Source organism: Ottowia flava, from assembly GCF_008017535.1.
GTDB lineage: Bacteria > Pseudomonadota > Gammaproteobacteria > Burkholderiales > Burkholderiaceae_C > Ottowia > Ottowia flava.
This window is the reverse complement of sequence record NZ_VRUA01000006.1, coordinates 1-20170: the sequence shown is the minus strand read 5'-3', so window position 1 is coordinate 20170 and position 20170 is coordinate 1. Positions and strand designations below refer to the sequence as shown.

General features: G+C 60.7%; 19 protein-coding genes and 2 pseudogenes. 6 read left to right on the top strand and 15 right to left on the bottom strand.

What is annotated here, in order from left to right; genetic code table 11:
* Positions 1-60: 60 nt before the first annotated feature.
* The 5 genes from FVQ98_RS08195 to FVQ98_RS08175 form a co-directional block, all read right to left on the bottom strand.
* Entirely contained in the window at positions 61-351 is a 291-nt protein-coding gene (locus tag FVQ98_RS08195) for a DUF3703 domain-containing protein (RefSeq protein ID WP_147912947.1), read from the bottom strand.
* Positions 352-353: 2 nt separating this feature from the next.
* Positions 354-2582, bottom strand: a complete 2229-nt coding sequence (locus tag FVQ98_RS08190) for a heavy metal translocating P-type ATPase (protein WP_147912946.1) — start codon at positions 2580-2582, stop codon at positions 354-356.
* Between the two features lie 116 nt (positions 2583-2698).
* Complete coding sequence (locus FVQ98_RS08185; protein ID WP_056642951.1) at positions 2699-3355, bottom strand: DsbA family protein; 657 nt, start codon at positions 3353-3355, stop codon at positions 2699-2701.
* Positions 3345-3767, bottom strand: a complete 423-nt coding sequence (locus FVQ98_RS08180; protein WP_056642948.1) for a disulfide bond formation protein B — start codon at positions 3765-3767, stop codon at positions 3345-3347. The genes FVQ98_RS08185 and FVQ98_RS08180 overlap by 11 nt, the downstream gene beginning before the upstream one ends.
* 191 nt (positions 3768-3958) lie before the next feature.
* Complete coding sequence (locus tag FVQ98_RS08175) at positions 3959-4345, bottom strand: hypothetical protein (protein ID WP_056642945.1); 387 nt, start codon at positions 4343-4345, stop codon at positions 3959-3961.
* Positions 4346-4565: 220 nt separating this feature from the next.
* Between FVQ98_RS08175 and FVQ98_RS20285 the strand changes: the two genes are divergently transcribed.
* Positions 4566-4853, top strand: coding sequence for a zinc ribbon domain-containing protein (locus FVQ98_RS20285; protein ID WP_082576855.1), 288 nt, complete (start codon positions 4566-4568; stop codon positions 4851-4853).
* 556 nt (positions 4854-5409) lie between these two features.
* The gene (locus FVQ98_RS08160) at positions 5410-5748 is read left to right on the top strand and encodes a DUF4148 domain-containing protein (protein WP_082576853.1); all 339 of its coding nucleotides are present in this window, start codon (positions 5410-5412) and stop codon (positions 5746-5748) included.
* Positions 5749-5823: 75 nt separating this feature from the next.
* On the opposite strand, the gene FVQ98_RS08155 is transcribed toward FVQ98_RS08160, so the two are convergent.
* On the bottom strand, positions 5824-6666 hold the full coding sequence (locus FVQ98_RS08155; RefSeq protein ID WP_147912945.1) for an ATP-binding protein: 843 nt from the start codon (positions 6664-6666) through the stop codon (positions 5824-5826).
* 40 nt (positions 6667-6706) lie between these two features.
* On the opposite strand from FVQ98_RS08155, the pseudogene tnpC reads away from it, so the two are divergent.
* The 3 genes and pseudogenes from tnpC to FVQ98_RS08140 all read left to right on the top strand — a co-directional run.
* Positions 6707-7699, top strand: a pseudogene (gene tnpC / locus FVQ98_RS08150) (IS66 family transposase); the annotation flags it as partial.
* Positions 7700-7723: 24 nt separating this feature from the next.
* The gene (locus FVQ98_RS08145) at positions 7724-8314 is read left to right on the top strand and encodes a plasmid pRiA4b ORF-3 family protein (RefSeq protein WP_020228945.1); all 591 of its coding nucleotides are present in this window, start codon (positions 7724-7726) and stop codon (positions 8312-8314) included.
* 78 nt (positions 8315-8392) lie between these two features.
* Positions 8393-9156 (top strand): IS5 family transposase gene (locus FVQ98_RS08140; protein WP_147912944.1). Its coding sequence is split into 2 segments (ribosomal slippage): positions 8393-8708 and positions 8708-9156, totalling 765 coding nucleotides; the frame shifts between segments, so codons are not numbered across the junction.
* Between the two features lie 115 nt (positions 9157-9271).
* On the opposite strand, the gene FVQ98_RS08135 is transcribed toward FVQ98_RS08140, so the two are convergent.
* The 9 genes from FVQ98_RS08135 to FVQ98_RS08100 form a co-directional block, all read right to left on the bottom strand.
* Positions 9272-9646 (bottom strand): hypothetical protein, encoded by a 375-nt coding sequence (locus tag FVQ98_RS08135; protein WP_056637607.1) that lies wholly within the window; start codon positions 9644-9646, stop codon positions 9272-9274.
* A 63-nt stretch (positions 9647-9709) separates the two neighbouring features.
* On the bottom strand, positions 9710-12892 hold the full coding sequence (locus FVQ98_RS08130) for a CusA/CzcA family heavy metal efflux RND transporter (protein ID WP_056637604.1): 3183 nt from the start codon (positions 12890-12892) through the stop codon (positions 9710-9712).
* 16 nt (positions 12893-12908) lie between these two features.
* Entirely contained in the window at positions 12909-14510 is a 1602-nt protein-coding gene (locus FVQ98_RS08125) for an efflux RND transporter periplasmic adaptor subunit (protein ID WP_056637601.1), read from the bottom strand.
* 8 nt (positions 14511-14518) lie between these two features.
* Positions 14519-15877, bottom strand: coding sequence for a TolC family protein (locus FVQ98_RS08120; protein WP_147912943.1), 1359 nt, complete (start codon positions 15875-15877; stop codon positions 14519-14521).
* 154 nt (positions 15878-16031) lie between these two features.
* Positions 16032-16397 carry a cation efflux protein, CzcI family gene (czcI, locus tag FVQ98_RS20280; RefSeq protein WP_343736098.1) on the bottom strand — a complete coding sequence of 122 codons (366 nt, stop codon included), beginning with the start codon at positions 16395-16397 and terminating at the stop codon, positions 16032-16034.
* A 64-nt stretch (positions 16398-16461) separates the two neighbouring features.
* Positions 16462-16992: a DUF4148 domain-containing protein gene (locus FVQ98_RS08115; RefSeq protein WP_056637596.1), complete on the bottom strand. Its 531-nt coding sequence runs from the start codon at positions 16990-16992 to the stop codon at positions 16462-16464.
* A gap of 45 nt (positions 16993-17037) precedes the next feature.
* Entirely contained in the window at positions 17038-17409 is a 372-nt protein-coding gene (locus FVQ98_RS08110; RefSeq protein ID WP_056637592.1) for a hypothetical protein, read from the bottom strand.
* A gap of 578 nt (positions 17410-17987) precedes the next feature.
* Positions 17988-18437 (bottom strand): carboxymuconolactone decarboxylase family protein, encoded by a 450-nt coding sequence (locus tag FVQ98_RS08105; RefSeq protein WP_088886655.1) that lies wholly within the window; start codon positions 18435-18437, stop codon positions 17988-17990.
* Between the two features lie 156 nt (positions 18438-18593).
* The gene (locus FVQ98_RS08100; protein ID WP_147912942.1) at positions 18594-19322 is read right to left on the bottom strand and encodes a sigma factor-like helix-turn-helix DNA-binding protein; all 729 of its coding nucleotides are present in this window, start codon (positions 19320-19322) and stop codon (positions 18594-18596) included.
* A 103-nt stretch (positions 19323-19425) separates the two neighbouring features.
* Between FVQ98_RS08100 and FVQ98_RS08095 the strand changes: the two are divergent.
* A pseudogene (locus FVQ98_RS08095) lies at positions 19426-20170 on the top strand (IS3 family transposase); the annotation flags it as partial.

Genomic DNA, 20170 nt, shown 5'->3' with positions numbered 1-20170 from the left:
CAGCTGAGCACGCGGCAGAGCACCGCGCCTCCTACGTGTAGAGGTTCTGGCAGATAACGCCTAGGCGCAGGCTCGCTTGACCGGATCGGTCGGCTCTAGATGGCCGCTGTCAGCGTTACTGCGGACATCTAACCCGCAGGTGACCAACGGCCGCAACCAGCCTGAAGCTGCCACACCGGAGGTCGGTGCTATCGAGATGTCGCACATTTCGCAGGCCCAGGGTTGGCCAAGCACATGGGCGCGCTCCAGATGGCGAAAGCTCAGCTGTGCCTGGCCTGCGTTGTCAGCAGTCTTGGCTGCCTGCAGTTCAGCATCCACGGCGGGGCGGATTCTTGTTCCAAACGTTGTCATGCTCAGGCCTTGTTTGACACGCCGCGCAGCAGGCGCAGGCCGTTGATCACCACCAGAAGGCTGGCCCCCATGTCGGCGAAGACAGCCATCCACATGGACGCGCTTCCGAACACGGCGAGGACCAGGAACAAGGCCTTGATGCCCAGGGCGAACACGATGTTCTGCAAAAGGATGTTGCGTGTGCGCCGAGAGAGCCTTATGACCTCGGGGATGCGTCGCAGATCGTCATTCATGATGACGATGTCTGCGGCTTCCATGGCCGTGTCCGTGCCCGCGGCGCCCATGGCAATGCCGATGTCGGAACGTGCAAGCGCCGGGGCATCGTTGATCCCGTCCCCAGTCATCGCGGTGCGACCGTGTTCAGCCTGCATTTTCTCGATGGCAGACAGCTTGTCCTCGGGTAGCAGATTTCCTTGCGCCTCGTCGATGCCCGCCTGCTTAGCAATGGCCTGCGCCGTCGACACGTTGTCACCTGTGAGCATGACCGACGCGACGCCGAGCTCGTGCAACTGCTCTATGGCCTCGCGCGAGCTGTCCTTGATTGTGTCAGCCACAGCAAAGATGGCAAGAACCTCCCGTTCATCCGCCAGAAGGGTGACCGTGCGCCCCTTGGCTTCGTGGCTGGCGAGCAGTTCCTCTATCGCTGGTGAGCACAGTCCCCGCTCTTCGATAAGGCGGTGATTCCCCAGCACCAGCGTCTGTCCTTGAAGTTGGGCTTCTATGCCCCTGCCGGCAAGCGCCTTGAAACCGCTCACACCGCCCTCTCCGGCATCCAGGCCCTGTGCGATGGCCTTCGATACAGGGTGATCCGAATGTCCTGCGAGATCCGCCGCCCATCGAAGCACAACAGCTTCAGGCTGCTGGGATGCAAGAACGGCCTTCTCCACGAGCTTCGGCTTGCCTTCCGTGATCGTCCCGGTCTTGTCCAGCGCGATGGCCTTGAGCTTGTGTGCATCTTCGAGGTACACCCCACCCTTGATTAGGATCCCGCGGCGAGCCGCCGATGCGAGCCCGCTGACCACCGTGACAGGGGTTGCAATCACCAGGGCGCAGGGGCATGCGATGACCAGCAAGACCAGCGCCTTGTACAGCGCCTGCATCCATGTGAAGTCCAGGAACACAGGGGTCAGGACTGCGACCAGGACAGCGATGATGAACACCGCTGGCGTATAGATGGCCGCAAACCGATCAACGAATTGTTGTGTCGGAGCCCGCGAGCCCTGGGCTTGCTCGACCGACTGGATGATGCGGGCCAAGGTTGTATTGCTTGCTGCGGCCGTCACCGTGATTTCAATGGTGCCGGTCTCGTTGATCGTGCCTGCGAATACGGGGTCGCCCTGCACCTTGTCCACCGGGATACTCTCTCCCGTAACCGGTGCCTGGTTGACAGCGCTGGTACCGCTGGCCACGGTCCCGTCGAGCGGTATACGCGCACCAGGCTTCACGCGAACGATCGTGTCTATTTGCACATCCGCCGCCGGCGTCATCGTCCAGCTTCCGTCGGGCTGGCGGACTTCAGCGGTATCTGGCGTGAGGTCGAGCAGGCTCTTGATCGCATTTCTAGCCCGGTCGACTGCCCGTCCTTCAATCAGCTCGGCGATAGCGTACAAGGCCATCACCATGGCAGCCTCTGGCCACTGACCAATGAGGAAGGCCCCGGTCACGGCGACGGTCATCAGGGCATTGATGTTCAGGCGCCCTTGCATGAGCGCTGCGAAGCCCTTGCGGTAGGTGGAGAAGCCTGCGAGCCAGATCGCTGCGGCCGCAACGGCCATGCCGATGCCCTTGAACACCGTGGTGTCCGGTGCGAAGAAAGACAGGGTCTCCGCAGCAATTGCCAGCGCAAGTGCCAGCACCATCCGCCAAAGTCCTTCTGCCGTATTGCCGTGGTCATCGCTATCAGCCCCACCTTGGGTAGGCGCCGCAGGCTCCGGATTGAAGCCCGCCTTGCGGATTGCAGCCACAGCCTCAGGGATCACGTCCTCAGGCGCGTCGATCGTCAGAGTGCGCGCACCCAACTGGAAGCCCAGCCCTCGCACACCCGATATGGGCTCCAGCGCGCGCCGGATTTCGCTCTCTTCAGCGGCACAGTCCATCGTTGAGATTCGGAACACGGTCCCCTTCGATACGAAACCCGCAGGGGGAGCGGGTGCTGGCGCCGATGCCTTCGCGTCTGCAGCGCAGCAGGCGTCTGCAGCATGGTCGTTGTAGGCGTTCTCTTTCGAATTCATGGTGTTGGTTCCTTGGTGTAATGTGATTGGAAACCTTCAAGTAACTTCAGAGTCAAGCGCTGCGATGTGTTGACTGCGGCGCCAACCCGGGCGGGTGGAAATCTGCATGGCGGCTTCTACTTTTTGGCCTTCACGACCTCCTGGGAAACCAGGTCTGCCAGCTGCTTTGCTCCGAAACTGGGAAGCGCGCGACCATTGACAAAGAAGGTCGGCGTCTTGTTGACCTGGAGCGCGGTGAGATCCTGCACATCCTGCTGGATGACAGCATCCATCGTTGGGGCAGCCATATCCGCCTGCGCGCGTTGCAGGTCCAAACCAGCTTGCGCTGCCGCCCTAGAGGCCAGCTCCAGGCGAGGGGAGCCGTGGTCTGCCCAGCTTGGCTGCGTGTCGAGCAAGGACTCAAGCACGGGAACGAATCGATCTTGCTTGCGCGCGGCTTCCAGCAGCTTGACCACCTGATCTGCGCCCCTGTGAAAGGGGGCGTACCTGATCACCAACCGAACATCGGAGGGGTATTGCCGCATCAGGTCTTTGACGATGGGATAGAAGGCGCGGCACGTCTCGCACGCGGGATCAAAGAACTCCACGATGGTGACCGGCGCTTCGCGAGGACCCAGGACCGGTGAGTGCATCCGCACAAGGTGCTCGGACTGGCTGATGGCGATTGCTTGCTGATCCAACTGTGCGTTGCGCTGGTATACGTATGCACCAACAGCGAAGGCACCTGCTGAAACGATCAGCACAAGGGCGACGATTGCTTTTCTAGAGATCATGACGGGTTCCGCGCAGGTAGACGAAGAGGAGCGCTGCTATGGCAGCGAAGGATGCAAACGAGAGCCAAGGCAGCTCCAGACCCCAAAAGATGCTGAGCTTCTGGTTGGCGCAAGACACTCCTGCGGAGCATGGGATCCACGCCTGAGGAACCAGCCCTGCCACCAGGAGGCTGTGATAGCCAGCGATCACCAAGCCAGTGAGTGCCATCGGCAACGCGTAGACAGCTCCTCGGCGGTCTTCTGCGTACAGTGACATGCCAAGGACCAGAGCGATGGGGAACATGGCGATGCGCTGGTACCAGCACAGCACGCACGGTGTCATGCCCATGACTTCGCCGATGAACACGGCACTGCCGGTAGCCACGATCGAGACCAGCCAGGCGCACAGGAGTGGTAGCCAAGGCCTGCTCATGGGCACCAGCCCTGCGTGCGAGATTTGAAAGCGCGCGCCCGTGTGGTGCTACGCGCCCATGAGATCAGTAGGCCGCACGAAACGTCGGCAAAGACCATGGGAACTCCCTGAAACGAACGGACAGGCCAGCTACAGCACGGCGGGCTGGCTCGCGAGTTGGCAGCGGTTTCGGTGAGGAACCGATGCCCTGGTCAGGCCAGGGCGCGCCACTGCGGGCGTTCAGGGCGGAGAGGCGCGGGAGGAGGTTTCAGTGCAAACGCGATTGCACCAAAAAATTCATGGACCGCCGCGATAGCGGCAATGAGGCTGGGTTGTGGTGCGGCCGGGTTGTGCGAATGACAGACGCCGCAGTCCAGGTCGGCCCCGGAGGCATCCGTTTGCTGCGAAGAATCGAGAGCGATCTCGTACACCGGACCCACGTCAAAAGGGTTCTCCTGCGATTGCAAGATCTCAAGACCATGCACGCCGGCAATATGCGCGGCACCGCGTGCATCTTTGTGCGCGTAAGGAGCCACTGCAGCCCAGCACAGTTGCAAAGGCAACAGTGCGATGAGCAGAGCGAGCAGTTTGGAACGCATTCGAAAATTGTAGTGGCCCCGCCTGGGAACCACCACTGCGAATGGCTGTGCCCCATGCAAAACATGGGAAGAATCGGCCCTACGAAGATGCCCGGATAACGCCAAGTTTTCGCGCAGATTACATCTCTGCAAGGTAGGCCCATGTCAGGCGAAATTTGTTGACCTTGAAGCCACTACAAGCTTTCAAATAGCCCCATCACGACATGCACAGGAGGATGTGATGGGTTTCTTCAACAAGCTTTTCAGTGGACACCACGGCGGTGGCCGCGGCCATCATGGCGGACATTACCGAGACAGTGACCACAATCGCAGCTATGGCAACGGATACAACACCCCGCGACCAGCAAACCTCGTCGCGTGCGCGAGCTGCGGCTGCGCGAACCAGCCAGGGGCAAGGTTTTGCCAACAGTGTGGAACCAGTATGGTCGCAACGCAGTGCACCAAGTGCTCTACGGTAATCGCACCCAGTGCACGATTTTGCGGGTCCTGCGGTCAGGCCAGAGGGTGACCGAAATCTACGTGCCGGCATGCCGAGCACTCGATTCGGGCGTGGGGCGCTCACACAGTGCCACGGGTGACGGCATCCGGGTCAGGACGTCGGTCAGGCCGCAACACATCTACACGATGCAAGGGGAGCAGCGTGCCATTGGAGTTTCTTCGAGAGATCGAAACTGGCACCTTGCCAAAGCAGGTAACGAAGACTGGGGACATCGACCTGCTTCGTCTGCTCTCCGCAGCAGGGATGGTTGAAGCAGACCTACCAGACGTAGCAGGCTCGGGCACGGCGACGGTTCGCCGGATCACTGGTCTTGGTCGTGCATGGCTCGCCGCGAACAGGAGCAGTGCAGCAACTTCGGCGTCTTCGTCGGGCCCCCTGGCTTGAGTCCAATGCGCATCAACGTGCCTGCTTGGTTCCTGGGTGCTGCGAACACATGACGAACTTGTAATCTCTCGGTGCGCAACTTGTCGGCATGCGGTCAGCAGACTGTCACATGTGCAATGTAGAGCGTCCAACGGTTGGTGCGGTCTGCAGTGCACGTTGATTCCAACCAAGGAGATATCTCATGGCAGTCCGTACCGTACTCACCGCTCTCTCTTTCGTAGCCCTTGCAGCCCCGGCAATGGCAAGCAGCGTCATCCACTCTGCGCCGACAGAACTGGGCTACACCACCCATCCAGAACATGCCGAGGTTGGCAAGTCGCGCGAACAGGTTCTCGCCGAAATGGACCAGTCCAAGAAAGACGGCACGTGGCAGTACCACCGCTTCGGTGCACCAGTTCCGGTGAAAGGCAAGGCCATAACCCGCGAAGAAGTGCTGGCTGACCTGGAGCGCTCTCAGAAGCACCCAAGCTGGGCGGCACGCCGCGTTGGTGCACCAGTCCCGGCCGTTCCCGCCCCCTGATCCCAACTGCGTTGATTGCACGTCAAACCCTCGATGTCGGGGTTTGGCTGGCAGCAATGAGTCTTGACTCTGGACCTATGCAAAGGTCTTCACCAGTACAAGGCCAATCTCGGTCTTGCCATTGGTACTGGCTGCGGTCGTGCGGCCTCCGTGCATGCGCGCAATCGCCGAGGTGATGGCCAAACCTAGTCCATGGTTCTTCTGCCCATGCTCACGGGAAGCAGAGGCGCGGAAGAACCGATCAAATATACGTCCCAGGATCTCAGGCGAGACCATTTCGCCTTGGTTCGCGACGACCAAGCTCACCTCTGTGTCTGACACGATGACTATGTTCACTTCGATGGCAGTGCCCCGTTTCGCGTATTGGGTTGCGTTCCCGATCAGGTTGGACACGGCGCGCCGAAGTAGCGGTTCATCGAAATGGCCGGAGCTATCGCCTGAGACCTTCAGTCGCAAATCAGCATCCGCCAGTGCGGCCTCATGGTAATCAGCCACTCGTTCGACGATTGCCGCAAGGCTTGGGACAAATGAACGTCTTGCAGTGGCGCCCCTGTCTGCCTGCGACAGAAACAGCATGTCGTTGATGATGCCAGTGAGGCGGTGAAGTTCTTCCAGGTTGGAGGACAAAACTTCCTCCATATCGAAGTTCCCTGGTCGTCGCAGCGCCAGCTCATTGCTGGCGACGAGCGTTGCCAAAGGGGTTCGCAGCTCGTGCGAAACGTCAGCGTTGAATCCCTCGAGTTGGGTGTATGCAAGATCCAGTCGGCCGAGCAAGCCGTTGAACTGCTCCACCAGAGGTACAAGCTCTGCGGGCTGACCGGCACCGTCCAAGCGCGGGCGCAAGTTGTCAGCGGACAAGGACCTCAGCTGGTACGCAAGCTGTCGCACTGGGGCCAGGCCGTAGCTCACGATGGACATGCCTCCCAGCGAGATGACGAAGGTCCCCACAACTGCGGCTATCCCCACCGCCGGCCTGCTGGCCCAGGTGCTGGTGGGCAAGTACGCCGATCACCTGCCGCTGTACCGCCAGGAAGCGATCTTCGGGCGTGCCGGGCTGGCCATCCCGCGCTCGACCCTGGCGCAGTGGGTGGGCACATGCGGGGTGCGGCTACAGCCGCTGGTGGATGCGCTCAAGGCTGAGATCCTGCAACGCTGCGTGCTTCACGCGGATGAGACGCCGGTGGCGATGCTCAAACCGGGGGAGGGTAAAACGCACCGCGCCTACCTGTGGGCCTACGCTCCAGGGGCGTTCGAGAACATGAAAGCCGTGGTCTACGACTTCTGTGAGTCGCGTGCCGGCGAGCACGCCCGGGCATTCCTGGGGGAATGGAGAGGCAGCCTGACCTGTGACGACTTCAGCGGCTACAAGGCGTTGATCGCCAGCGGGGTGACGGAGGTAGGTTGCCTGGCGCATGCGCGCCGCAAATTCTTCGACCTGCACGCGGCCAACAAGAGTCAGATCGCCGAGTTCGCGCTGCAGCAGTTCGCCCGGGTTTACGACATCGAGCGCGAGGTCAGGGAGCTCGATGCCACGCTGCGCCGGGACATTCGGCGCAGGCAGACCCAGCCGGTGCTCGACGCCTTGCACGAATGGATGCAGCTGCAGCGCCAGAAGGTGCCGGATGGATCGGCCACCGCCAAGGCACTGGACTACAGCCTGCGGCGCTGGGAGGCGTTGACCCGGTTCGTCGATGATGGCCAACTGCCCGTGGACAACAACTGGATGGAGAACCAGATCCGACCGATCGCCATTGGCAGGAACAACTGGCTGTTTGCCGGCAGCCTGCGTGCGGGCCAGCGGGCGGCGGCGGTGATGAGCCTGATCCAGTCGGCGCGCATGAACGGGCACGATCCGTATGCCTATCTCAGGGACGTCCTCACACGGCTGCCCACGCATAGGGCCAGCCGTATCGAGGAGCTCTTGCCGCATTGCTGGCAACCCGCGACCTGACGCCAGGGCTGGTAGCCTTGGGGAATGAGCACGCTCAAGAAACCTCGGCGCTCCTCCACCCCGCAGCGCGTCTATCAACTGCACGTTGAACTGGAATACCTGGAGCCGGCCATCTGGCGGCGGCTGTGGGTGCCCGACACATTGACGCTGGACAAGCTCGACCGTGTCATCCAGACGGCCATGGGCTGGAAGAACGCGCACCTGCACGCCTTCACCGTGGGCCAGGTGCGCTACGCCGCTTCTGATCCGGACTGGTCCTCCCGCATCGAGACCCGAGATGAGCGTCTGTGTGACCTGGCGGCGGTGCTGGCGGACGGCACCGGCGAGTTCATCTACACCTACGACTTCGGTGACGACTGGCGCCACCGCATCCGGGTGGAGGCCACCTTGGAGCCTGGCGAGAAGAATCGCAGGCCGTTGTGTGTGGCGGGCGCCAATGCCTGCCCACCCGAGGACGTGGGTGGCCCACCTGGCTACAGCGACTTCCTGCAGGCCATCACGGACCCAGTGCATCCGCAGCACCTGGACATGTGGAAATGGAATGGTGGCCCCTTCGATCCAGCGGGCTTCGACCTCAATGGCGTCAATGCCGCCATGCGCAAGCTGCGCCTGTAGTCATCCGGTCAAGATGGGTTGGCCGGACGCTTACAACACTATTTGCTCTAATCATGATCAATCTGCGACACTTCACGCATGGAGATCACACCCGAGCAATTTGCCCAGATCGAGCACTGTCTGCCCACCCAGCGAGGCAATGTGAGCCTGACGAACCTCCAGGTGGTCAACGCCATCCTTTACGTGGCCGAGCACGGCTGCAAATGGCGAGGCCTGCCAAAGCGCTTCGGCAACTGGCACACGATCTACACGCGCATGAATCGGTGGGCCAAGGCTGGCGTGCTCGATCGAATGTTCGAGGAGCTTCAACGCTCGCAGGTTGTGCGCATCCGGATCGAAGCTGTCTCACTGGACTCCACGAGCATCAAGGTGCATCCGGATGGCACCGGAGCTCTAAAAAAAACGGCCCTCAGGCCATCGGCAAGTCCCGAGGTGGATGGAACACCAAGGTTCATATGGTTGCCGCGGATGCTCGAACAGCCATAACGTTCTCGCTGTCGCCGGGCCAAGCGCACGATGCGCCTGAAGGCCGGGCGCTGCTGAGCCGGCTTGGTGCCCCAAGCCGACCGCTGCACCTGCTCATGGATCGTGCCTACGAGGGTAACGAAACTCGCCAGCTCGCACTCGACCTCGGATTCATTCCTGTCGTGCCGCCCATGAAGACGCGCGTGGAGCCCTGGGAGTATGACCGAGCGATGTACAGACGCCGCAACGAAGTCGAGCGCCTGTTCCGCCGACTCAAGGGCTACCGCCGAATCTTCTCGCGCTTCGACAAGCTCGACCTCATGTTTCTTGGCTTCATCAGCTTCGTTCTTGTCGCTGATGGACTGCGTTTGTGTTAACACGCCCTAGTCCGTGACCCATGGCCTAAGACGTTTCTGAACTGTGTTGTTGCCTGCATGAAACGGGGCGCCTGCCGTAGTGCAATCACATTCAAGCGCCCCGCCGCACCTTGGATTACTTGAGGGTGAATCGAACCGAGGCGACGGATTTGCCGCCTTTGGTGACTGCCGCAACGGCTTTCGTTCCTGCTGCCACCTTGAAGCTGCCCGAAGCTTCCAGCTTTCCATCGACTGGCAACAGCTGGACGTCCTGCTTCTCAGTACCGGTCAACAGCGTGACCTTTGCCGCCATTCCAGCAACGTCTGCAGGCTTGCCATGGTCGCGGACGTAGAGCTGCAGCTTGTCGGTGCCGGACACAAGCTCATAGTCCACGTCTTTTGCCTGGGCCACTACACCGCCATGCAGCGGCTTTGTGTCGTGGTTGTCTGCGGCGATTGCTGCGCCGGAAATGAATACGGTGAGTGCGAGGAGAAGCTTGGTTGCTTTCATTGGATTTCCTTTGCTGAACAGAATAAAAAATGGGCCCCGCAAACTGCGGGGCCCGAAGGCCCATTACTGGGCGGAGGGAACTGGGTGTACAGGTTCTGCGGTCACGTCCTCAACCTGCTCGTCAGGCTTGTGGGCCAGGCGATAAAGGATGGGCAGGACCAAGAGCGTCAGGAGCGTCGAGGAAAGAATGCCGCCGATCACAACGGTGGCCAACGGGCGCTGCACCTCGGCCCCGGTTCCCGTAGCGATGGCCATTGGGATGAAGCCCAGAGAAGCAACGAGTGCCGTCATGAGCACGGGACGCAGACGTGTCAGCGCGCCTTCACGGATCGCATCGTCCAGTGCAACGCCTTCCTCTCTCAACGTGCGGATGTAGGAGATCATCACCAGGCCGTTGAGCACCGCGACCCCTGAGAGTGCGATGAAGCCAACTGCCGCGGAGATCGACATGGGGATGTCGCGAAGCCAAAGCGCAAGGATGCCCCCCGTCAGCGCGAAAGGAATGCCCGTGAACACCAGCAGGCCGTCCTTGGCATTTCCGAACATTGCGAACAGCAGCACGAATACGAGCAACAGTGAGACGGGCACCACAATCTGCAGGCGCTTGGAGGCAGACTGCAGGTTCTCAAACGTGCCGCCCCAGCTTGTCCAGTAGCCCGTCGGGATCTTGATCTGCGCCAGGCCTTGTTCGGCTTCTGCAACGAAGGAGCCCACATCGCGGCCGCGCACGTTGGCGCTCACCACGATGCGCCGCTTGCCGTTCTCGCGGCTGACCTGGTTAGGGCCGGGGGCGAGCTCAAAGGAAGCGACTTCGGCAAGTGGGATGAAGTTGGTCCGCGCTTCCGCAGTGCCCGCTGAGCGAGGCAGCGGGATGGGCAGTCGCTTCATGCCTTCCATGTCATTGCGGATCGCTTCGGGCAGGCGCACCAGGATGTCAAATCGCCGATCACCCTCGAACATCGTTCCGGCTTCACGTCCACCGATGGCTGTGGCCACCGTGTCCTGGATGTCGGCCACGTTCAGGCCATAGCGAGCCGCCTTCTGGCGGTCGATATTCACCGTGAGCATCGGCAGCCCGGTTGTCTGCTCGACCTTCACCTCCGATGCCCCTTGGATCTTCTGCAGCATCGAAGAGATCTCTTCTGCCGACTTGTTCAGGACGTCCATGTCGTCCCCGAAGATCTTGACCGCGACGTCGCTGCGCACGCCGGAGATAAGTTCGTTGAAGCGCAACTGGATCGGCTGCGAGAACTCGTAGTTGTTGCCGGGAATCTTGCCGACCACCTCTTGGATGGCGGTAAGCAGTTCGTCACGAGTCTTGCGTGGCTCGGGCCATTGGTCCATGGGCTTGAGCATGATGTACCCGTCCGAGATGTTCGGCGGCATGGGGTCCGAGGCAATTTCTGCAGTGCCGGTTCTGGCAAATACCCGGTCGATTTCAGGGAACTTCTCTTTCAGCGTCCCTTCGATCTGGCGCTGCATGGCGATAGATTGCGAGAGGCTGGTACCGGGGATTCGCAGCGCCTGGATGGCAAGGTCACCCTCATTGAGTTGGGGAACGAACTCGCTGCCCATTCGGGTCGCGATCAATCCGCAGAGCACCACGGCCACTGCGGCAATGGAGAGCACTACTGCCTTGGCGGACATGACGCGATCCAGGAGCGGCGCATAGATTCGCTTCGCATGGCCGAGCAGGAAGTTTTCCTTCTCGCTGACCCGGTTGCCTATGAACAGTGCGACTGCGGCGGGGATGAAAGTCACCGACAGGATCATTGCGCCGACAAGTGCCGCGACCACGGTAAACGCCATCGGGTGGAACATCTTTCCTTCGACGCCAGTGAGGGCGAAGATCGGCAGGTACACCACCATGATGATGAGCTGACCAAACAGAAGGGCGCGGCGAGACTCTTTCGATGCCAGAAACACTTCATGGAAGCGCTCGGCCCGTGTCAGTGGTCGACCATGGTGGGCTTGGGCGTGCGCCAGGCGGCGAACGCAGTTCTCCACGATCACAACCGCGCCGTCAATGATGATGCCGAAGTCCAGCGCTCCAAGGCTCATCAGGTTGGCACTGACCTTGTAGTTCACCATGCCGGTGAACGTGAAAAGCATCGACAGCGGAATCACCGTTGCCGTGATCACCGCAGCCCGGATATTGCCCAGGAAAAGGAAGAGGATCACGATCACCAGGATCGCGCCTTCCATGAGGTTCTTCTTCACCGTGCTGATGGCCTTGTCCACCAGGACAGTGCGGTCGTAGACGGTGACCGCGTGCACGCCTTCTGGCAAGTTGCGGTTGATCTCCACCATCTTCTTGTCCACGGCTTGCGACACGGTACGGCTGTTCTCGCCGATGAGCATGAAGACCGTACCGAGCACGACCTCACGGCCGTTGTCCGTGGCAGCGCCAGTGCGCAGTTCCCGGCCGATCGATACGTCGGCGACATCCCGCACACGCACAGGGACACCGTTGGCACTGCTCAAGATCACGTTGCCGATATCTTCCATCGACTTGACCTGGCCAGGGGCGCGAACCAGGTACTGTTCGCCGCGCTTCTCGATGTAGCCCGCGCCAACGTTGCCGTTGTTGCGGTCCAGAGCAGTGACGATGTCTTGCAGCGTCACGCCGAGGGATGCCAGGCGCTCGGGGATTGGCGCAATCTGGTATTCCTTCGCAAAACCGCCGATGGAGTTGATTTCGGTGACGCCTGGAACATTGCGCAGCTGCGGCTTGATGATCCAATCCTGGATTTCACGCAGGTCTGTCGGGGTGTAGGGGTTGCCGTCTGGCTTCTTGGCTCCATCCTTGGTTTCAACCGTCCACAGGTAGATTTCGCCCAGGCCGGTCGAGATAGGTCCCAGCGCAGGGGTGATGCCTGCCGGCAACTTATCCCGGGCCTCCTGGATGCGTTCGTTCACCAACTGGCGCGCGAAGTAGATGTCGGTGCCGTCCTTGAAGATCACCGTGACCTGGGAAAGGCCGTAGCGTGACAACGACCGGGTCTGCTCCAGATTGGGGAGACCGGCCATGACCGTCTCGATGGGGTAGGTCACGCGCTGCTCTGTCTCCAGTGGTGAGTAACCGGCGGCTTGCGTGTTGATCTGCACCTGGACGTTGGTGATGTCCGGAACAGCGTCGATGGGAAGCTTCTGGTAGTTGAAGACGCCCAGGGCACCCATTGCAATGGCAGCGAGCAGCACCAGCCATCGCTGCTCGATCGAAAATCGAATCAGTTTTTCAAACATGTGTGAGGCTCCGTGATCAGTGCGTGTGCTCGGCGGACGCCTTGCCCAGTTCGGACTTCACGACGAAGCTGCCGGACGCTGCGTAGGGCGTTCCGGGCTTGATGCCCTGAAGAACCTCGATACGCTTGCCATCGCTGCGTCCCAACTGCACGGGCTGGGCAATGAAGCCTCCATTGACCTTGAGGAAGACAACAGGCTTGTCCCCAACCGTCTGGACTGCGTCTGCAGCGATCGTCACGGGCACAGTTGCCTCATCAGCCACGACCTCGACGTTCACGAACAGGCCTGGCCGCCATGCTCCCTTGGGGTTATCCAACACCACCCGCGCCTTGGCGGTTCGGGTTTGCTCACCGATGAGCGCGCCCACGAAGGCCACAGTGCCCGTCGCTGAAGCGTCGAACGCGGTGGCCTTGATGGTGACTTTCTCACCGACCCGCACGAGAGGGAGATCCTTGGCTGGAACGTTGATTTCCGCCCACACCTGGCTCAGATCAGAAATCGTGAACACGGCGGCGTCTTCCTTGACGGCTTCGCCGAGGCTCAGATGCTTCTCGATGACGATCCCATCAAAGGGCGCACGCAGCTCAAGCCGGTTCAGGCCCGAGGCGGAAGAGGACGACAGACCCAATGCCCCCAACTTCTGGTTGGCGTTGGCGACAGCAACTTCGGCTTCGTTGAGTGCCTGCTTGGCCTGCAGGTAGTCCTGCTCCGCCGAGACCTTCTGCTCCCAAAGCTTCTTCTCCCGCTCGTAGGTCGTCTTTGCCAAGGCCATGCGCTTTTGGGCCGTCTGCAGCTCGCTGCGCTGCTCCGATGCTGTGGGACTCGCGATAGCGGCCAGCACCTGCCCCTTCTTGACGACCTGGCCCAAGCTGGCGTTAACGCTTTCCACCACGCCAGCAAGGCGTGGAACCACGTGCGAGGTGCGATCTTCGTTGAGGCGGATCTCGCCGGGCAGCAGCAGCGCAGACTTGATGCTCGCAGCAGATGCCGAGTCAACGCCGATGGCTGCCGCCTTGATCTGGGCATCGGTCAGCTCGACCTTGCCTTCTTCCTTGCTCATCACGAACATGAAAGGCTCATTGCCCTTTTGCGCAATGATCTCGATGTCAAACGCGTGTGGTTCTGCCACGCTCTCGCGGCTCACCCACCCGTCCTTTTCCTGGATGAACGAGAGCGTCTGTTTTTCACCCGTCGGCCGGGTAATTGTTGCGGCGACCGTGGCGGCGCTCTGCGGCAGTGGCGTGTCCTTGTCGAACATCCAGACGCGAAGGCGCGGCTCGCCGCCGTCTTCCGCAAGCAGAGCTTCCAGGCCGAAGTCGCCTTCCTTGAAGAGGCTGCCACCGTTCGTCCCCTTGGACTCACTCTTCTCGTGATGCTCCCCGTCGGCATGGCCTTTGTCGTCATCATGGCCCTTGCCATCCGCTTTGCCATGGTGCTCGCCGTCTCCGTGCCCCTTGGCTTCAGTGTGGGTGCCGTGGCCGTGGCCATCTCCCTCACCGGCCGCAGCCTTCGTCTTGCCTCCCTGCAGAATGAGGGCGCCAGCACCAACGCCCATCGCGATGACGACGGCGATGGCGATCAGGTGCTTCTTGCTGATGCTTGATTTGATGGAGTTCATGGTCGATCTCAGTTTTGCTTGTTGGTCGGTGCATTGGGCGTCTGGCTGCCCAGGAGTCGGTCGATCTCCGCGGCTGCTCGATGGGCTTCGGCCAACGCCTTGAGGTACTGCGACTTGGCTGTGAAGTACGTGCGCTGTGCGTCGAGAACTTCGAGGAAGTTAAATTTGCCGTTCTCGAACCCCACGGTTGCTGCGTCGTAGGCCGACTTGGAACCAGGGAGCACGTCACCTCGCAACGCCTGCACTTCGGTAGTGATCGTTGCCAGTCGATCGTGGGCTTGGGTCACCTCGCTGTGCAGCCGCACGGTGGTGGCTTGCAATTCGTCCCTTGCTTTGTCCTCAAGCTTCAGGGCCTCCAGCAGGTTGCCCTGGTTGCGGTCGAACAGTTGTAGAGGCACAGACACTCCGAGCAGGAGCATGTTGCGCTGTGTCTCATTGCTGCGCTGCATACCTGCGCTCACAGTGACGTCCGGCACCCGCTTGCTCTGCTCCACCTCGGTCAAGGCGATGCGCCGATCCACTTCGACCTTGGCGACAACAACGGCAGGGGATGACGCAACCAGGGATTGCAGCGCCGCGATATCAGGAACGGCAGGAAGGCTCTCGGCCTCGCCTTCCAGCAGGAGGGTCATCCCGGTGGTTCGGCCCAACAGTGCATAGAGGCGGGTCAGTGCATTGCGCTCTTCGCCCGCCGCCTGCGCCAACTCCACGCGTATGCCGGCTTCCGCAACGCGTGCCTTCGTCTCCTCGACGGGGGAGACCTTGCCCGCAGCCACACGCTTCGCAACGGTGTCAGTGGATGACTTGGCAAGCGCTGCACTGTCCTTTGCCAAGGCCAACCGCTCTTGGGCCGTCAGTGCTTCGAAGTAGGCGGCAACCACATTGGCACGCACCGTGGATTTCACCTCAGCGAGCTGAGCCTGTGCCTGCTCCCGGGCCCTTTCCGCGGCCTTGGTCCGTGCCGTGCGCTTACCGCCGAGTTCAATCGGAAGGTTGAGCTGCCAGCTTTGCGTGCGCGTTCTGGACCGGGTGTCTTCGAGCGAGTACGCAAACTCCGGATTTGGGCGCGCGCGTCCCTGAATGACTTGCCCTTCTGATGCCTCGACCTGGCGCATGGCCGCGGCAACGTCTGCATTCCCTTCCAGTGCCAAGTCGATGGCCCTGGCCAACGACAACGGGGCTGCGGACGACGCCAACGCGCTGTGAGCAATTATCGATTGGCTTCCTTGGGTGCCTGCGGGCACGCCCTGGGCGAGCGCGACCGATCCGCTCGCAAAAATCGTGGCGGCAACAACTGCTGTGACCGCAAAACTCTTTCGGCCGGGTACAGCGACCAGGCGATTTGAAACATGAATTCCCTTGAACATCCGATTCTCCAGTGACCTTGAAACACGGGGAAATCGGCGGGATGGCAACAACAACGTCACCTAGCTGCTCAAGTCCATTTCGGCTGCGGCGCGCGCGGCGACTCCGCCCTATCGAAGGCGGATAAAGAATGGATCGAGGAAGAAGCCCCGCCGATTAGGCGAGGGAGGGCCACTGAGGGCGGTCTGGGGGGATGGGGCTGACGCCTGCTAGCGGTGACAAGACCGGGGCGTTCATTCCGTTACCGCGATCTGCAGGCATTTTGGAATCTGGCACGTAGACTGCACCGAGTCCAAGGCCATGGCATGAGCGGCAATCGGGGTCGAACTTGTCGAGATTCTTCTCGCCCACTTTGGCGTTGCCAACGGTCGTATCCGATTCATGCTGGTGTTCGTGATGACCCACGTGCTGCACAGTAGAGGCGGACGTAGCGCGCTCATGCTGGCAGTACGAAGCTACCGCAGCCCAGCTGAACTGGAGCGGTAGCAGTACGAGCATCAAAGCGACGACCCAGCGACTCATTTTTTCAGTCTAGCATGGCAAGTTGAATTCTGAGCACTAGGTATCGAAGAACAGCGCCGCAGCTTCACATGCCTCGGACGCTCCCCGTGTAGCCGCGTTCCGCTGCCACGTCCGCAGTGTGACTGCCACGGTACATGCCTGGAAATACGTCCTTGAGCATGCGCCCGTCTTCACCATTGGCGACGATCTCTCCGTGAAGAATTGCCTCGGCCAGTTCATGTTTGACTTCGTCGCGCGACTTCGGCGAAACAGCCGCCACTGCCTGCGAAGGATAGCTCCCTGGAGCGATCTCATTCAACTTAGCACCAGATTCGCCAGCGGCCATCATCTCTCCTGACTTGATCGCTTGGCCCAGTTCCTGCTGCACTTGCTCACGCGTCTTCTTGGGCGCGGTTGCTGCTTGCGCAGGATAGGCGCGGGGGTTCATTTGGCGTAGCGTCATGCTCGACTCACCGCTGCCCATGATGTCGCCGCTGCGAATGGCTTGGAACAGTTCAGCGCGAACCTGTTCACGGGTGAGTGGAGCCGATTGCGCAGAGGCGAGCAGAGGTGCGGCGCCCAGAGCGGCGAGAAGGAGTGCGGTCTTGAATTTCATGGTGTGGTCCTTTGAGTTAATGTGATTGAATAAATGAAGGGCGGATTACGGCAGCTGTTGGGCGTTGACCCACCCAGCTTCGCCGCCCATGTCGCGCATGCCATCTGCTGTGATCGGGTTGCGCTTGGCATATTCGAGCTCCTGCAGCACCTGGTCCCGGCTCTTGGTGAGGGTCGGCGCTTTGACGAGCGGGTAGGTGGCGGGATAGCCACGGCTGATCCATTGGAGCGAGCCGTCTTGCTGGGCTACAAGCACGGTATTGCGAACGGAGTCCCGGCTCACGGTGTTACCCAGGTGGTCGGGAGTAAACACAGCTCCCTGCTCCTGCACTGGGCTGGCGTGATAGGCCGACGCGGCGAACGAAGTCGTAGCGACGGTGGCCAGGCCAACGATGATGAGTGCGTTGCGAACTTTCATGATGTTCTCCAGTTGCACCGGACGCCTCTTTTTTTGGCTACCGGGGTGACACGCTTTGCATCACGAAGAGAAGTCTAAAAATCTCGCCCTATCAAGGCAGTGACTGCCGGATTACGCTTTTGACAGCTTGGATCTCCACTGCTGAGTTGGATACTCTTCGAACCTGAAACCTTGGGGCTGGCGGGAGGGCTCCTGATAGCAAAGTCGCTCAGTCCCCAAAGAACATACAAGATCGAAGCGGTCGCGCCGATCACGGGGCCAGGCCTCCGTGCGCCTGACGGCGAGCAGGCCGAGTAGGTGGATGGCAAGCAATCAGGTAATTTCGGAGGGGCAAACTCGTTACTTTTCTTGCAGTTGATGTCGCGTTAAATGCGAAAGCCCCCATTGCCGACGCAAGATCAGAATGGTCTCTGCCGACCTGGAGCTGCCACGCTGAAAGTCGGTTTAGCAGCGGTTGCTGACGATCCCGGACGAGACGGCGACGGTTGCTTTGGGGCCAGGAGCGGTCGCTTGCTGGCACCCAAAACGCGCGCCTGGAGCGGGCCGCTCAGCCCCGTAATCGCGGCCTGTCCGCCGCCTTACAACTTGGCACGAGGCTTCATACGGAAGCTTATGCCCATGCGATTGATAGCATTCATGGCTGCAATCGTGAGAGTCAGATCCACCAGATCCTTTTCTCCGAACACGGCCAATGCGGCCGAATAGGCCTCATCTGAAGCGTGAGTCTCGCTCACCAGCGTTACTTCCTCGCTCCACGCCAACGCCGCGCGCTCCTGTTCAGAGAATAGGTATTGGGCCTCGTGCCAGACAGGGATGAGTACCATCTTTTCAACCGACATGCCTTCAGCAAGTAGGTCACGCGTATGAATGTCGATGCAGTGCGCGCAACCATTGATCTGCGACACACGCAGGAAGACTAGGTGAGTCAGCAAACTCGGTAGGCCAGTGCTCTTGGTAACGAAGTGGTGCAGCGTTCCAACAGCCTTGGCACCTTCAGGGGAGGCTTGAAACCATACAGCGCGATTCATAGATCAGATTCCTTCAATGTCAATGAGGGGCGGAGGCCGACCGCGACCTCCTGCTCACAAGACGTTTGACATGAGGGCTCTGTGACACCTGTTGAAGAAAATCGCGGCGAACAACCGCGCGCTGCGAGCGTTGTTTTGCTCCTCGGACGGGTTCGATCAGTGAGGATTTGGCGCTGTCAGCAAGTCGCTGTAGCGTTTGAGGCTGGCTAACTTCTCCGGATTGCGCTGTATCCGCACATGCGCGATGCGACCACCTTCGAACTCAAAGGCCTGGATGGACTCCAGTTCGTCTTGTAGATAGCGCAAGAGAGCCCATTCACCGTTCAAGAAGGCCAGTTCCAGTCGCATGTTTCTGCCATGCCGCAGGTAGTGCGCGTAATACAGTTGGGCAATACGCTGGGCGCCGCTCAAGGGATGGCGCAAGCTTGGCCCCTTATTGCCAAAGTCGCCTACCAGAGCTGCCTCTTCGGCCAGCAAGGCGCGAATCCCGCTGAAATCACCGTCCATGATGGCCTGTATCAAACGATGCAGAAGCGCGTACTGCTCCTTCGGCGGGGTTCGCGACCTCTGTCGCTCTGAGCCGCGCGCTGCCGTTAGCCGTTGCTTCGCACGGTGCACGATTTGACGGGATGCCGCCTCACTCTTGTCTATGGCTGCGGCAATATGCTCGTAGTCGACGTCGAAGACCTCCCGAAGCAAGAATGCCGCGCGTGCCTCTGGCGTCAGGCAATCGAGCAGCACCAGGAATGCGATGGAAACGTCATCAGCAACTTCGTGGATTTGCTCCGGGGAGGCCGGACCTTCGCTGATCAGTGGCTCGGGAAGCCAGAGGCCAGGATAGGCTTCTCGTCGAAGCTTGGCAGCACGCAAGCGGTCAATTGCCATGCGGGTGGTAACCGTGACAAGCCAAGCCTCTGGAACGAGCACTGGGCTGCTGCCGGTTTCGATGACACCTTGTTAAGGTGGAAGATGAAACCGGAGGTGGTTCATGGAGAGAAGAAGGACATTCAGCCGCGAGTTCAAGCTCGAGGCGGTCAGGTTGGTCACCGAGCGTGGCGTGGCTGTGGCCCAGGCAGCCAAGGACCTGGACGTTCACGAGAACGTGCTGCGCAAGTGGGTTCGTGAGTTGCGAGAGGAGCCCCAGGAGGCGTTCCCTGGCAACGGCAAGCAGAAGGCCCAGGACGCGGAGATAGCGCGACTGCGCAAGGAGGTTGCCAAGCTCAAGATGGAGCGCGACATCCTGAAAAAAGCCGCGGCCTACTTCGCGAAGGAGTCGATGTGAAGTTCGGCTTCGTGGCGAAACACCGAGGGGCCTGGCCGGTCAATCTGATGTGCGAGGCGCTCGGTGTCTCGCGGGGTGGCTTCTACGCGTGGCTCACACGGCCCAGGAGCCAGCGCAGCCTCAGCGATGAAGTGCTGGGCGCGCAGGTCCACCAGAGCTTCGTGCGCAGCGACCGCACCTACGGCGCGCGCCGTGTGTGGCACGACGTGTTGGAGCAAGGTCAAGCCTGTGGTCTGCACCGCATCGAGCGACTCATGCGAGAGCAGGCACTACGAGCCAGGCCCCGACGACGTGGACTGCCCAAGGACCGGGGCACGCGCGGCGCGGTGGCCGATAACGTGCTGGACCGCCAGTTCCGGGCCGATGGCCCGAACCAGAGTAATAGTCCGTCGAAGGCCGTTATTGACACCTGTCGGCCTTGGCGTTCAAGCATCGACGACGTGCCGAAGCA